This is a genomic window from Mesorhizobium sp. M1A.F.Ca.ET.072.01.1.1, from assembly GCF_004023325.1.
GTDB lineage: Bacteria > Pseudomonadota > Alphaproteobacteria > Rhizobiales > Rhizobiaceae > Mesorhizobium.
Window position 1 is genome coordinate 1 of record NZ_RZSF01000174.1, and the last position, 13,810, is coordinate 13,810.

8 protein-coding genes and 5 pseudogenes are annotated in these 13,810 nt (G+C 59.5%); 4 read left to right on the top strand and 9 right to left on the bottom strand.

Annotated elements, in window-relative coordinates; translation table 11 throughout:
* A partial coding sequence (locus EOA32_RS22095; protein WP_145971334.1) for a prolyl oligopeptidase family protein occupies positions 1 to 1,546 on the bottom strand: 1,546 nt, incomplete at its 3' end.
* 217 nt (positions 1,547 to 1,763) lie between these two features.
* On the opposite strand from EOA32_RS22095, the gene EOA32_RS22100 reads away from it, so the two are divergent.
* Together EOA32_RS22100 and EOA32_RS22105 are read left to right on the top strand one after the other, a co-directional pair.
* Positions 1,764 to 2,024 carry a hypothetical protein gene (locus tag EOA32_RS22100; protein ID WP_095769041.1) on the top strand — a complete coding sequence of 87 codons (261 nt, stop codon included), beginning with the start codon at positions 1,764 to 1,766 and terminating at the stop codon, positions 2,022 to 2,024.
* Between the two features lie 93 nt (positions 2,025 to 2,117).
* Positions 2,118 to 2,318, top strand: a pseudogene (locus EOA32_RS22105) (SMC-Scp complex subunit ScpB); the annotation flags it as partial.
* Between the two features lie 161 nt (positions 2,319 to 2,479).
* On the opposite strand, the gene EOA32_RS38750 reads toward EOA32_RS22105, so the two are convergent.
* The 6 genes and pseudogenes from EOA32_RS38750 to EOA32_RS40025 form a co-directional block, all read right to left on the bottom strand.
* Positions 2,480 to 2,716, bottom strand: coding sequence for a hypothetical protein (locus EOA32_RS38750; protein WP_063169293.1), 237 nt, complete (start codon positions 2,714 to 2,716; stop codon positions 2,480 to 2,482).
* A 116-nt stretch (positions 2,717 to 2,832) separates the two neighbouring features.
* Positions 2,833 to 3,516 (bottom strand): annotated as a pseudogene (locus tag EOA32_RS40015) (integrase); the annotation flags it as partial.
* Between the two features lie 243 nt (positions 3,517 to 3,759).
* Entirely contained in the window at positions 3,760 to 7,293 is a 3,534-nt protein-coding gene (locus EOA32_RS22120; RefSeq protein WP_082826570.1) for an autotransporter domain-containing protein, read from the bottom strand.
* A gap of 702 nt (positions 7,294 to 7,995) precedes the next feature.
* Positions 7,996 to 8,625, bottom strand: coding sequence for a hypothetical protein (locus EOA32_RS22125; protein ID WP_126080679.1), 630 nt, complete (start codon positions 8,623 to 8,625; stop codon positions 7,996 to 7,998).
* Positions 8,626 to 8,817: 192 nt separating this feature from the next.
* Positions 8,818 to 9,131: pseudogene (locus EOA32_RS40020) on the bottom strand (ATP-binding protein); the annotation flags it as partial.
* Positions 9,132 to 9,141: 10 nt separating this feature from the next.
* Positions 9,142 to 9,674, bottom strand: a pseudogene (locus tag EOA32_RS40025) (IS21 family transposase); the annotation flags it as partial.
* Between the two features lie 516 nt (positions 9,675 to 10,190).
* Here EOA32_RS40025 and EOA32_RS22140 point away from each other — a divergent pair.
* Positions 10,191 to 10,547, top strand: coding sequence for a hypothetical protein (locus EOA32_RS22140; RefSeq protein WP_126080678.1), 357 nt, complete (start codon positions 10,191 to 10,193; stop codon positions 10,545 to 10,547).
* A gap of 569 nt (positions 10,548 to 11,116) precedes the next feature.
* On the opposite strand, the gene EOA32_RS22145 is transcribed toward EOA32_RS22140, so the two are convergent.
* Both EOA32_RS22145 and EOA32_RS22150 read right to left on the bottom strand, forming a co-directional pair.
* The gene (locus EOA32_RS22145; protein ID WP_063169281.1) at positions 11,117 to 12,433 is read right to left on the bottom strand and encodes a HipA domain-containing protein; all 1,317 of its coding nucleotides are present in this window, start codon (positions 12,431 to 12,433) and stop codon (positions 11,117 to 11,119) included.
* On the bottom strand, positions 12,423 to 12,722 hold the full coding sequence (locus EOA32_RS22150) for a helix-turn-helix transcriptional regulator (protein ID WP_210326673.1): 300 nt from the start codon (positions 12,720 to 12,722) through the stop codon (positions 12,423 to 12,425). Before EOA32_RS22150 ends, EOA32_RS22145 begins: the two co-directional genes overlap by 11 nt.
* A 650-nt stretch (positions 12,723 to 13,372) precedes the next feature.
* On the opposite strand from EOA32_RS22150, the pseudogene EOA32_RS22160 reads away from it, so the two are divergent.
* Positions 13,373 to 13,810: pseudogene (locus EOA32_RS22160) on the top strand (aldehyde dehydrogenase family protein); the annotation flags it as partial.

The window sequence follows — 13,810 nt, forward strand, 5'->3', positions numbered from 1 at the left end:
CCCTGCGCCCGGCTTCGTGCCAGCGGGTGCCGAACTCGCCGCCGCCGCGGATGTTCGCCTCGACACACGTGCCGCCGCGCTCGAGCCACAGCTTGCCCAGCGGGGAGTTGTAGTAGGGCAGGAATGATACGCCGAACCCGCCATAAGCGGAAAGGTGAATCGGAGCATCTCCGTTCCCGTTCGCCGGACCAACCTGCGTATAGGGGATCAGCTCATGATCGATAGAGACTGCCTCGTGGCGCGTGACCACCAGTCCGGATGCATCGAAATTCTCCGGGCTGCGCTTCAGGATTGCTGAAGCGCTGAGAGACGGCGCGGCATTCAGATCGAACAGCAAGAGCTGCGGCGGCGTGATCGGATCCTGAGCACAGATCAGGACCTCTCCATTGGTCTCGTGAACTGCCGCATCGAATGACCAGACGTCGACAGTACCTTCGGCGGGCAGGGTGTTCAGGACTCGGCGCGTCCATTCCTGGTGGCCGGGAGTGAACATCTCGAAACGCGGTGCGAGATTGACGAGGTAAGAGATAATGAGCTTCCCGTCATTCCAGAAGAATGACTGCATGGAGCGCCTTTCCCCTGGTTGAAACAGGGTCTCAAAAAGGCGTCCGCCGGCGAGGAAAGTGGAAAGCGAGATGACGATCAGCGCGTCGGCGGGATGGGTGGTGCCTCCCACCGTCCAGGGCTTGCGCGGCCTTACCGCCAGCCAGTCGCCGAAGACCCGCCACGACGCGTCGCGAGGAAGATCGATCTGCCTCCTCGGCCCGCTCCTATCGCCGATCCAGCTGATCTTCTCGAAGAAGGCCGGCTGCTCGATGAACCAAAGGCGCTCGCTGCGGCCGGTGCGGTCCGAATGACCAGACACTTGGAAGCTTTCGAACCCGGCCTCGAAGATTGCCGGCGTGGTGAGGGGATCCGCGTCACGCTTCCACAGTCGAACTGTGCGCGCATAGCCGGAGCGGGTGGCCATGCCATTACCAAGCGCACTGGAAAGCAGAAGCGTGTCAGGGTCCAGCCAATTAACGTAGCCTTTGGCCTCGGGGAGGTTGAAGCCGTCGGCGACAAAGCTCAGAGAAATCAGGTCGAATTCGCGATGCACGACCGCGTCGCTGCCGCCGCGCGACAGGCGCAGAACGGCTCTTTCCCGTCTCTCCGGCTCGATGGACGCGCCGTCCCAGATCCAGTCCTCTCCGTCGCTAGCCGCGAGAGCATCCAGATCGAGCAGTAGCTCCCATTGGGGATCCGCCTTCATGTAGGCGGCAAGGGTGGTCCGGCGCCACAGTCCGCGTGGATTACCGTCATCTCGCCAGTAATTGTAGAGGTACTGACTACGGCGCGCGATCAGGGGAAGATTGTCGCGATTGTCGAAAATGGCTGTCAGAGCCGCGCGGTCGCGCTCGAACTGCGTTCCACCGAAGTGCTTCAGAGTCCTTGCCGATTGGCCGGCGGCCCAGGCAAGTGCCCGCTCGCCCTCTACATCTTCAAGCCAGACATAGGGATCGTCGTCGGGAGCATCAAGCGTTGGACGGACATCAAATGCGTTCATGTCCGGACAGCCTTCAGAAAGAAGGGATAGAGGCTTCCGTCGGCTCGGGAACGCTCAGTGTCGGTAGCGGCGCCCACATGTTCGAAAAGCGTGATCATTGATGAGTTCTTCCAGTCGGTGCGGCATCGCAGTGCTTTTGCGCATAGGGCCGCAACCTTCGTGCCAACTGGGAAAATCGTTTCGGAACAATGCGATCGCTCTGGAAGCGTTGTGTCACATGTCCGACATCGTCGAGAATCCGACAACGAGTGCTCCTCCTAATCACCGGATCAACCTCCGGCGCCAGTCGTGGACACTGTGCAGAACTCGAGAAGTGAAGCTCATTGGAGTGAACCTGGTTGACGCCCAACATCTTCGCTCTGGAGCGCTTCACGCACACGGATTCATGGCAGACACCATGATGCGATCGATGCTGTTAGAGACCAAGCTGGCTGCGCCTGTGAGTTTCAGCCGCCAGCTGGAAGCAGCGGAGTTCTGAGGAGAAGGGTGGGGGGCCCAAGCCCTGCCGCAATCTTGGCCTGCACCGTCCCCTTGATTGTTGTGGGTCAACGTCTGCCTGCCCGCTGAATTTGGCACGCCTTACACCTACGTCACGACCAAGACCTTCCTGTTGCACTTCGGCCTCGACACACTGCGGGATTTGCCCGATTTCGAGGCGATTGAGGTTGCCGCGCTGCTCAGCAAGGAGAAGCTGCTGGCGGGCGATACTCCCATCGGGCTGGTGAGTGGTGGAGGAGGTGAGGAGCGACACTCCAAGGCCAGGACGGGCTAGCGCAGCAGATACATGGAAGTAATCGCTTGATATGAGCGGTTGAGAGTCGAATCAGGGAACTATGCGATCACTATCGATAAGAGGTGGCAATATCGATCGTGATTGTATCGGGCCACTCTACGGCGAAGGAGGCGGCAACTTGTGTCTCCGACCCGAAACGATTACCTTGCGGCCATTATGAGCAAGCATTTGGCATCCGTCTTGACGACGTGAACGCGCCCTGCAGCGTACAGCTGGACGACGCGGCGCTGGCCGATTGCTTTGCGGATCTCGATTTGGCCAAGCAGCATCCCGCTCATGTCAGCGCCTTTCTCGGCGAGGTCCCTCTCGCCCAGCAAGTCGAGTTCGCAACCGCGCACCACATTCGCGGTCGACGAGATGAAGGCTTTTGCCGCCAAGTTCTCTGCCTGGTCCGGCGAAAGCTATCCGCTCGCCGCATAATGGCTGGACATGATAGCCGACGCCCGTCCCGAATGGCGGCGGCTTTTTCGTATTATATCGACCTGATCGACAAGATGCGGCGGAACAGGGGTCCACGTGCGATGCGGCCAAAGCGGATCCAGCTCTCGAGCGCGACTACGGGGTAGGTGTGGTCGCTGGAGCCGCGGCCGACCTCGACCTCGCGCCAGCCGGTCTTGCCGCGCAGGGTGACCAGCAGCCCTTGCCGTCAAAAATCTCGATCCAGCTGGCGCCATCGCTGTTGTCGTCGCGCATGACGTCGAGACCGACGATCTCGGAGCGCCGCAGGCCGCCGCCACAGCCCAGGAGCAAAATAGCGCGGTCGCGCAGGCCCTGAGGTCGTGGCCGAGCGTGGCGATCATCGCCAGCAGATCGTCGCCAGGACCGCCTCTTTCTGCCGCGGTGGCTTTGCGTGCTTGCGGCGAATGCCGGCAAGAACCTTATAGATATGCCGCTCCGCGCGGTCCAACGGCCGGCCGCGCTGGGTAAAGTTCCAGGCGAGGCCGGAAAGCCGCCGCTCGATGGTCGCAAACTAAAGGGCAGGGGCGCCACGCTTCGGATCGCCGGCGGCGGTGCCCGAGGCACAGGCGCTGATATTGAGCCTGATCACCTTCGAGCCCGGAGGCAGGGGATCGAAGCCAGCGCGCCGGCACCAGGAGGAAAAATGCCGCCAATCCTTGGGGTAGGCGTCGCGCGTGTTCTCCGAGGTGGCGTTGTAGCCCCTCGCGGTCTCGACCAGTTCCTGGACATGCGCCGGGACTCTTTGAGCCGGGTCTCCATCTCCTTGTAGAGCTTGTCAAGCTCGCCATCGACTGGCTTCAGGTCGTCGATTGAACATTGCGTCATCATAGGCTTTGTGCCTTGTTGTAGCAGGCATCGTCCGTTCGCGCGGCGGACACAGACATCACCGTCGCTGAGCCGAGAACGACGGTAAAAGAAAATGCACTCACTGACTTCATAACCAATCTCTTTTGCGGGTGATTTAGAAACGGACGCCGAGCTTGGCGCTGAACCCGTGTGTCTGGGCATCCGAGGCGATCTGTCCCTGATAGGCGATGCCGAACGTCGCGTTCTCGGTGATGTTTACGTCAAGCCCAGCTTCGAGCAGAGCTGCGTTCTTTGCGATCGGCACGCCCTTGATGGCGAAGGAGGAACCGCCAGCAAAGGCAAGAGCGGTATCCGGCCTGACGTCGCCGAAGGCGTGGCGCCAGCCAAGACCGCCGCGCGCGGTAGCAGTCACGGTGCCGAGGGTCAGTACCGTCGACGCACGCAGACCTAGCGTGGTAAACGCCGTGTCGCTCGAGCGATCCCCGCTCGACAAGGCGGCTGCGCCGCCATTCTCGGTGAAGCCATCGGCGTCAAAATTCACATAAGCGAGATTAGCGTAGGGCTCGAAGGAAGCCGAAGCCGTATTGATACGGTAGCCGAGCTCGCCAAAGGCCTGGAACGTGCCGGCGTCGTAATCGGCCGAAAGGCTGTCGGCGAAGCCTGGAAAGACCACGGACCTGCCGGTCTCGATGCTGTGCCAGGTATAGGCAAGGCCGGAACGAAAACCGAGATTGCCGTTCTGCGTGCCGGCAAAAAGACCGAGATGGTAATTCTCGCTCGAGCCCGACGACGCGCGATCGTCCGCCTCCAAGGAGGTATGGCTGTAGCCGCTGATGAGGCCGAGCCGCCAGCTTTCGCCGACAGCCGCGTCACCGCCAGCCAGAAAGCCGCCTGTCGAGTGATCGAGACCGGCGGCATTGCCGTCGCTGTCGAGATGACCCCAGGCGCCGAAGCCACGGCCCCATACGGCGAAATTCTCACTCGTTGCCGGGGCCAGTTCCAGACCACCCAGCCCATAAGTCATCACCGGAACGCTGGAGGCACCGACGCCGTCGAACGCCGCACGGATCCGTTCGCTCGCGGCATCGCGTACAGAATGACTGTCCTCGATGAGGCCGCTATGAATGGAAGCATGAACCTCGCCTGATAGCATATCGAAAGCGTTGCGGGCTTCCGGCGCCGTCAGGAACAGGATGTTGTCCTGGATCGGATTACCGCTTCCAAGCGCCTGAGCCGCTGCGGCGACCGAGCGTTGATTGAAGGTGCTGGCTACATCGGCAAACGCCGTCGATGTGCGGCTGATATCGAGATAGACATTGTTGGCATCGTAGACGAGCTGGAAATCGACGAAGGGCGTCGCGTCTGTCGCCAGAGCCCCCGTCAGCCCGCCATAGGTGCCGCTTACGCCGCCTGCTGCGGAGAGCAGAGTATATCGGGCATCGACCGATAGCGTTCCCTGCCGCAGCAGCTCGATCTGCGCGCCGCTGTCGATCGCCGCTGCTCCGCCAACATCGATGAGATCGGACGACCTTGCGAGGTCGACCTGATAGATCGATCCGGACTGCTGCGCGAAATCGCCCGTGACAGTCAGTGTGGTGACGATCCTGCTCGGATCGGTCGCACTGCCAGGAGCGACCGTGCCGCCCTCGGAAATGGTGACCGCACCGTAGGTGCCGCCGCCTGCGACGACACCGCCGCTGTTTGCGATAGCCGTGCCCCCGATCTGCCCGTCATTCCCGAGAAAGCCGGACGTGGTCGCATCATGGGAAAGCACACCTGTATCGGCAAGCAGCAATCCCGCGCCGGAACCGACCGTCGTCATGCCGGAAAAATTGTTCTTTCCGCTCAGCGTTTGCACGCCACCGGCAACGAATAGTTTGCCGCCCATATTATTGTTATCAACGTCGAGGTCGTTGATGCTGCCGGCGAACGTGTCGTTCGAATCCGTTAGCACCAGGGTACGCTTGCCCAGTTCGACCGTTCCGCTGCCACTCAGGCTACGAATACGGGCATCGTTGTAGGCGTCGGAGATTCCCCAATAGTCGCTGCCATTTCCATGTTCGGAGATATCGAACGTGCCGTCTGCAACGACTTTCGCTGACCGTTGGATGTTGCCGAGCCCCGCAAGCGAGAGATAGGCATCCTGAGCAATATTCGTCTCGCCGGTGTAGGTGTTGACATTCGTCATCCGGACCACCGTCTTTGTATCAAGCGTCAGCGATCCGGAGCCGGAGACGACACCCGCTATGCCGAACCCGCCCTCATTCCCCATGCTCGTCGTGATCCTGCTCAGACCGGTCCCTTCGGGTGCGGATGAATCGGTAGAGAAGTTGCTGGCAGTGACGAAATGTGACGTATAAGCGGTATACTTCTTCTCCAGATCGAAAATGACCGATCTGTTTTTGAAGAAGTCAAGACCGGCAACAAAACTGGTCTGGTCATTGGGTTGTTCCGTCGTGCCGCTGGTGTAGGTGAAGTCGATATTGTCCAGCCTTACCGGATCGCCATCCGTTCCTGCGATTGTAACGCTCGGGATGTTGCCCGATGCGCTTACGATCTCGCGTTGCTCATTTCTCCGAACATTTTTAAGTTTGACGCCCGCATCCTGAAATTGCTTCAGCATCGCATCACTGATCTCCAGACTGCCACCGCCCGGTGTGCCGGTGTCGAGCAATACCGCGGTCTTGTTGGGGTCGGTGATTGGTGGGGCTCCATCCTTAACCGTGTACTGCAGATTGTAGCTGCCTTCGTATTCGGTCGAGGCATTGGCGCCAGAGCCAGGAAAATTCTGATAAGAATCCTGATCTTTTTCCTCGGGTTCTCCCCATGGCATGGCATTAGTATATTGGGCCCGGAGGCTTGGATTGAGGTTGACAATCGTGCAGGGGGAACAGCCAGGCGTTTGGTCGCTCTCGGAATCCGGATTCACATTGGCGGAGACCACGTAGCCAGACCTGGTGACACTGCCCATCATGCCCCAGACACTTGTCTTGCCAAGAAAATCGCCGGCCCCGAATGTACCTGCGAAATCGCCGCCTTCGTCTGCCATCTTGCCAGCGGTCATTTTCGCCCGCTGCTCCTTATCGGCGTGATAAGGTTCTTGGAGATCCTGACCATACATATCTTTAAGTCCATCCGTCACGGATCCCGGCGTGCACTTAAGATTGTTGTCCTTGCAATACGCATGGGTATAGACAAAATCGAGAATGCGAGCAGCCCGGTATTTCTTATCGCTTACAGACGGCCCGTCGATTGTTATCTTTTGATCTGGATCGACATATGTAAATTTATCAATTTCCACGTTCTGAAGCTTATTACCATACGTTCCGTCCCCGTACGTATATACGTAAGGCGTGTCGGCAATCGGGCGGACCCCGGTCACCTCTGACCCGATCTGCGTGTTGAGCTGGTCCGAGCCCGTGTCGAATACGTATCGCTGCGCGTTGCCATTGTTGATCTTGGCCCAGATGCCCAGGCGGTCATGGCCTTCCCCGACATACTCCAGCGGGATCGAAATCGGGTCGTCGGCCAACGCTTCTCCAGTTGGAAATGCTACCAGACCCACCCCGAGAGACACAGCCGGCAGGAATACCGTCGTCATCGCGGTGGTTGCCGCCAGAAAGTTCTTTGTCCTGAAACAAGCCTGCATACCTGGTCCTCGAAAAAGTCTCGCAAACTGATTGTTCATTGGAACGGCCTCCTGAATTGTTTAACGAGACCCTTTATGGCGGCCCTGGCTGACAACAGCCTGAAAGCTGCAAGCGGCCTGCGAGAATGGGGCGATCCTGAATGACGACAGGTGCTGTCAACAATGGATGAGTGCTCGGCCTGAAAGCTGAGCACGCTTTATGCTCAGGCTGCTGACAAGGCCAAAGCAGCGTAAGTGCGGAGTGAAATCCAAGGTCCACATGGGTCGTCGCGCTTCCCGTGCGCCTGGGAAGGCGCCGGCCCGGCCAAGCTTTCCCAGATCGTCCGGATGGCGCACAAGATACCGGTTCAGGTCGATCGAGATGGAGGCCGAGGCGTATGCCAAGGCGGTCGACTGCCTGACGAAAGATCAGAATGCGTCGCTGGCGCTCTACGATTTCCGCCGGCAGCGAGCTCAGCTCCTGCCGGGCATCCGTGTTTACTGGCGACGAGACACAAGATGTGCCCAAATTGCCACCAGACCGTCACCTGCGATGAGTTTCGGCAACTGATTTTGTCCTTTCAATCGTCGCCACTTCCTGGCCGCGGCCAACATGGGCCACTCGAAGGCAGCAGACTGGCGGCTATATGGACGGGCTGTGAGCCCGCACCGGAGACATTGGCGAAATCTACGATCTCTATAGCAACGTCAAGGAGAAGCGCGAGGTGTTGCAGATGTGGTCAAATCACATCGAATGGCTGATCAAGCAGGCTGCGGATGACGCTCTGGCGGCGTAGCTGCTGGCATGGGCGGAAGATGCGGCGCAACAATCGTCAGAGCCTCATCGAATTGGAGATCATGCTTGACCAGCAAATGCGCGGCCAATGCTTCGATGGCCGACCAGTGATCGAGTACTAGCCGGGCCGTGCAATCTTCGATCCGCCCCCAATCGGGGCGGCGCGGCATCAGGAACCGCAACTCACCATAGATTCGCTTGGCATCCGCGTAGTCGCAGCTCCCCTCATTCCCATCGGACGCATTCATCGCCATATCGCGCGGGTCCAGATAGCCTTCGAATGCGGAGTCTGCAAAAGGACCTGCCAGACACGCAACTATCTCCCGGATCGCATCATCGCGTTCCAAACATCGATCCATATCGTCCTCGAAAATCGGCTTTCGCTTCGAGGTGAATCCTTGCGCTGAATAAAAACCCGCGCCTTCGACAACACCACCGCACTCTCCGTCACCGGCGTCGGGGTAAATACTAACACTTGAGAAAGCAGGGAGTTCACGGTCGTCGTCGAACGTCTGACGGTGCAAAACGATGGCGGCCACCGCGTGCCCGGCTTCGTGATGCGCCACAAGCGGCAGATATTGGGAGGCTACATTCATGCGGTGCGGCTCTCAGGTCTAGTTTGCTTTTGCGCATAGGACCGCAATTGTCGTGCCAACTGGGAAAATCGTTTCGGGCAATGCGATCGCTCCGATAGCGTTGCGTCTCCTGTCTGACATTGTTGGGAAGTCGACACGCGCCCGTCGCAATGCGGTCGACCTTCCGCGCGAGTTGGGTGACCCGTGAAGGCGGCCGACCAGGACGATGTTGCGCTGATCGGCGACGAAGGCGCGGCCGGGCGAGATCGCGCATCAGGGGGTGACCGGCGTGTCGGCGAAGTCGAAGTCGTCGATGTCCTTGGCCAGCGGCAACTTGGCGACAGCGAACTGGTATTTGATGGAGCGGGCCTGCTTCTCCGATATCTCGGCCTGCAAGAGATCACCGACAATCCTGGGCGGCTCGTGCCGTCGCTTGATGGCGACGCGCCCATGATCTCGTCATAGGCTCTGCGCATTCCGTAGAGCTTCAGCGCTCCCATCAGTTCCAGTACCTCGGTGCGTTCCATGGCTGTTTGTCCTCCTGAGACTGTCATAGCGGGTGCAGTCGGCGACACTCGTGAGCTAGCTTCAGCGCTTGGGGAATGGAAAGGATCGTGCCCGGCGCCGGATCGCGGCTGCGGGCCAGGATGTTGAGGATCACCGGCGCCGACGATGCACCGTGCTCGATGGCTTCCTGACAGGCGGCCTCGACCGCGCTCAATCCGTCGGTCAGCACCCAGGTGAGGATCAACACCATCTGCCGGTCGACGTCATCAACCGCCTTGAGCTGCGCCGCACCTTCTCCATTGCCGACCGCACGACCCAGCTAAGGAACGGCGCGCGCCGTGTGCCAGGGATCGTAGACGACCTCGTTGCGGCCAAAGGAGCGAACGTGTTCTCCCACGACCACGCCATCCTCTGGCGGATGCGATCCGATCGACATAAGCATGGATCTCGACGGGCCGACCGACGGCACTCGACAGCACCGAGTATTTGTTGTTGTCGAAGCGCACCGTGCAGGTCTTCGACACCGACGGGGGAATGCAGTGGAAGCCGTCGAAGCGACCGGCAGCCGCTCCCGCTGCGGCTTGGCCGCATTCGCCGACAGCAGCCGGTCCCGCGTCTCACGCCGAGCTCCCATGCGGGGATAGGGCTGGTGCTTGCGCTCGTAGCGGAACTCCGTCTGCTCAGAACGCAGGACCTTGCGCACCACCTTGCGCGAGATCTTCAGCTCACGGCAGATCGCCTTGATCGACTTCCCCTGGACCAGCGACAGCCGACGTATCTTTGCAATCGTCTCTAAAACCAACATCCAAAACACAAATGCCTCCGATCAAGCCGGAGGCATCTTGATGACCCCATCGTTAAAGGGTCCCGTTTGGACGAAAATCACCCTTTAAACAGGGTCCCCATTCCACGAAAAATCAATGCACTACCTTCCAAAGCTGCGAGAGATCGCCACCGACCGCTTTGAAGGGGCTTTCGGCGGTCTCGTCAGCGAGGTTGTGGCATGAAGAAACATCAATCCACAGCATTGGGCCGAAGCATGCCACGGGCTCATGCCGCGGGAGAGCGGGAAGATATTCTTGAAAGAAGCGGTCTCCGACATCAATACCGACAGGATGGGCAGCTTTCTCACATCACTTGAGGTCGAGCGTGGCAGTTGCGACCCGCAATGCAAGGCTGGCGGCGATGGATGCCTTTGCGCGGTTCCTGATTTCGGAGCACCCCGAATATTAGGATACGCTGCAACTGGTGGTGACACTTCCCTTCAAGAGGGCGCGTGGGTGGCACCTGTCGAATATCTCGATGAGCCCGGAAATCAAGAGCGTCCTGGCGCGTATCGTCCGCCGCACGCCTTCTGGACAGCGGGATTACGCTCTGTTTTCGCTGATGTTCAATACGGATGCACGAGTTCAGGGATCCTGAATCTTCGATTGTGACCTTCGTCTGGTATCGCCCTGTCCCGCCGAGCAAAGCAACGACCGCCCCACACTGCTCACCCGGTTCGGTGTTCCATACTTGCTGCGCACACATGGCTGCGGGCGAAGGAACCACCATGGCGGAAAAAAGCATCCATCATCGCCCTTTGCGGGACACGACGGCCATCCACCTCGTCAAGGCGGGTGTTGACATCGCCACCATCAGTCGATGGCCAGGCCACTCGGGCTGAACTAACGATGCGCTACGCCCAGGCCGGTATCGATATGAAGCGGCAAGCGCTCGAACAAGGCTTCCCCGACGTGATGTCATCGGCAAAAGATCAGACGATCATCGCTTTGATGGCTGGATGTTTGGCTGGCTGCACCGCTTGTAGACGCTCAGTTATGTGGAGTTGTATCGCGGGAAGTCGCGCGTCTTGGGCTTTTGCGGTGTCAGCTCCACATCTCTCCGCAGTGCACGTTGTCACTGTTGAAGAGCCGTTTGTTCAATCTTCGTCCTGGCACGGCAAGGGTTGTCGATATTGTGGGCGTCTTGCGCTTGCCGAGCTTGTCCGAAATCCAGCGCCGGATCAGGCGTGAACACTGTTGCGTAGTTCGTCAGCCAGAGCGCGGAGAACGTCGGCGCTTCCTTCCAGCGCCGTAAAAGCGTAGGGATTGAGGAACTGTCGGCCCCAGAACAGATTGCGATCTGTGCCGGATAGCGTAGCTTCCTCGCTGACACGCGGCCAATTCTCCGCAATGCATCGGAGCTGGCCTTCAACAATCGCAAGAGCTTCCGGCGCGCTGAGCAGGAAGTGATGCGCCGCTTCAAGGCAGGACGCTATCCGGCTCATGCGGTTATTGCCGCTGATGAGCATGGCCTGGCTGGCCTCCTGGCCACTGCGGGCCTGCGGACAAATATCGTACGCAGGCGTGAGGGTGAGCTTAGCGCCGTCCCAGAATGCCGCATGGTTGCGGGCATGATCGTCGGTGTTGCCGCAAAGTATGTTGAAGACAATGCGGCTGAACAACTCGCGCAGAGTTTCCGACGGCGCGGTGAATCGGTGGCGAATGATCTCCGCCAAATCCTGGTAGCTGGCGTAACGCGCCATCATCTCATCGAGCGCGAGCATCGTCAGCGCTGAGACCATGGATTTGCGTTGCCAGCCGCCCGTGACCTTGATCCGGTCGAATCGCTCGACGAGCAACACGTCGTTGCCTGCGGCGCGAACGAGCGAGACGGATGCCGCTCTGATGCCGCACAAGGCGGCAAGCCGCATGGCTATGAATTCTCCTTTGACGACGCTGTAAAGGTCGGCAGACGAGGAAAATTTCGCGACATGCTTGACGGCGTCACCCTCGATCAGCGCCTTTGGCCTTGCGCCGCCGATCGAGCTGCCGTGATGCAGCGCCTGATCTAATTCGGGGGTGAGCGGAATACCTTTCTCTACCCGCTCCGCCGATTGGACAAGCTCTTCGAGAGTGGCATTGGCCAGTGCGCGCGGCTCGTAATGCATTGGCGAAAACTGAAAATCGAGCGCGCCGATGCGGTCCGAGCCTGATTCCAGCAAGAACGTCAGTTCTGAAATATCGAGCCGCGCGATTTCATCGCCCTTCACACCGAATTTGCGGTTTAGGATAACCCGTCGTCCCCAGGCATCAGGGGCAGCATCGCGGATGCATCCCGGCATGGTTAGGCCAGGAAGCAAAGGCAATTCGCCTGCCTTCAGGGGCAGTTCCGGGAGATAAAGCGGGATCGCGCTTCCCAGTTCACGAAAGCTCCTGCCATAGTTGAAGCTGACGAGTCCGTCATGGGCATATAGCCGCCCGGCGACAACCGGCGCGGTCTCGCCCGGCAGCCAGACCCAGACATAGGCTTCGTCGTACTTGGGGACCTTAGAACTCATCGACGATCTGCTTGCCGGCCTTGTAGACGTGCTTCGGCAGCAGCGCGATGCGATCGTCCATGCGGCCTGTGAGGGCTGTGATGCCATTGCCGTCGGCATCGAACAGCTTCACACCGACAATGGCAGCAGCTTCGAACATCAGTCCGATTTCGACTTTGGGATCGCCCTTCTCGATGCGCTGCAGGGTGCTGCGTGAAACACCGATTCTCTCGGCTAACTCCTGTGCGGTTAACCGGTGCTGCATCCGGCCAAGCCGGATGGTCTTACCGAAAAGGCCAAGCGCTTCCATCGCGTAGCGCGAATAGGTGCGTTTATACGTTGCCTTCATTCGGGTCTCTGTGACCTATGCATGATCCATATCGCCTTCTTTCGAACTTTATATAGGTAATGTCACAGAGCGACTGCCAAAGTCAAGACTCCGTATCGCAAGCGTTACCCATCCGAACGAGGAAGGCGGATATTGCCGACGGCTCCTGCACAACCGGCCAGCTCTGCGCGTCTCGGGCGAGGCGGAGATCTGGCGCTGGATCGCGGACAGCCTTGAGACGCCTCGCATGAGTCATTCATGGGCGGTCCCTGGTGCGGGGCCGCGGCGCTCGACTGCTGGCCGACATTCTCGGCGGCGGGACCCGCATCCGGCTACACCAGCACTTTTCGACCGCATACGCGCCCAGCTTCTCTCCGAAATCATTGCCAATGAGCGCGAACCTCATGCGATCGCCGAGCTGGCCTGGCGGCGCGGAATCTACGCACGCATCCGTATTCGAGACCGCCCAAGGGAGGCTGACTAGCGTAACGCCCTCCGATCTAAGCGCCTTCCACAAAGCCGCTTTCGCACGCGACGGGCTGCATGTGGCGGTCGTAGGCGACATAGATGCCAAGCCCTGAGAGTAAGGCTCTACCAGCTGTTCGGCGATTTGCCTCAGAAACTGGCGCTTGCCGGCGCGAACCAGTGGTATCGCGAGGGCGAGCACGCCGAGCGCTTTTCCTCCGCCCTCCACTGACCACAGACCCGCACGCAACGAAGCCGCGCTCGATCTTATCGTGGCGTGGCTAGGTGCAATGTTTGCTCTCGCCATCAGGCCGGCTTTCCCGATGGCGTGGTCAACCTGATCTATGCGTCCGAAGGTGATCGCGTGGGCCGTGAACTCTGCACCAATTCCAAAGATCAGCTTTACCGGTTCGAACGAGGTCGGACGGCTGCTGATGCGTCAGTGCTCTGACCAGATCAAGAAGGTCAGCCTTGAAACCGGCGGCAATGCACCTTTCATCATCTTCGATGATGCCGACATTGACGGTGCTGTTGACGGTGCGGTCCAGGCGAAGTTCCGCAATGCCGGCCAGACCTGCGTTTCCGCGAACCGCATTTACGTCCAA

What these genes read in the sequence shown, in the direction of transcription:
- EOA32_RS22100 (WP_095769041.1), top strand. Translation starts at nt 1,764, where the DNA reads ATGTCCGACATCGTCGAGAATCCGACAACGAGTGCTCCTCCTAATCAC.
- EOA32_RS22120 (WP_082826570.1), bottom strand. Translation starts at nt 7,293, where the DNA reads ATGAACAATCAGTTTGCGAGACTTTTTCGAGGACCAGGTATGCAGGCT.
- EOA32_RS22125 (WP_126080679.1), bottom strand. Translation starts at nt 8,625, where the DNA reads ATGAATGTAGCCTCCCAATATCTGCCGCTTGTGGCGCATCACGAAGCC.
- EOA32_RS22145 (WP_063169281.1), bottom strand. Translation starts at nt 12,433, where the DNA reads ATGAGTTCTAAGGTCCCCAAGTACGACGAAGCCTATGTCTGGGTCTGG.
- EOA32_RS22150 (WP_210326673.1), bottom strand. Translation starts at nt 12,722, where the DNA reads ATGGAAGCGCTTGGCCTTTTCGGTAAGACCATCCGGCTTGGCCGGATG.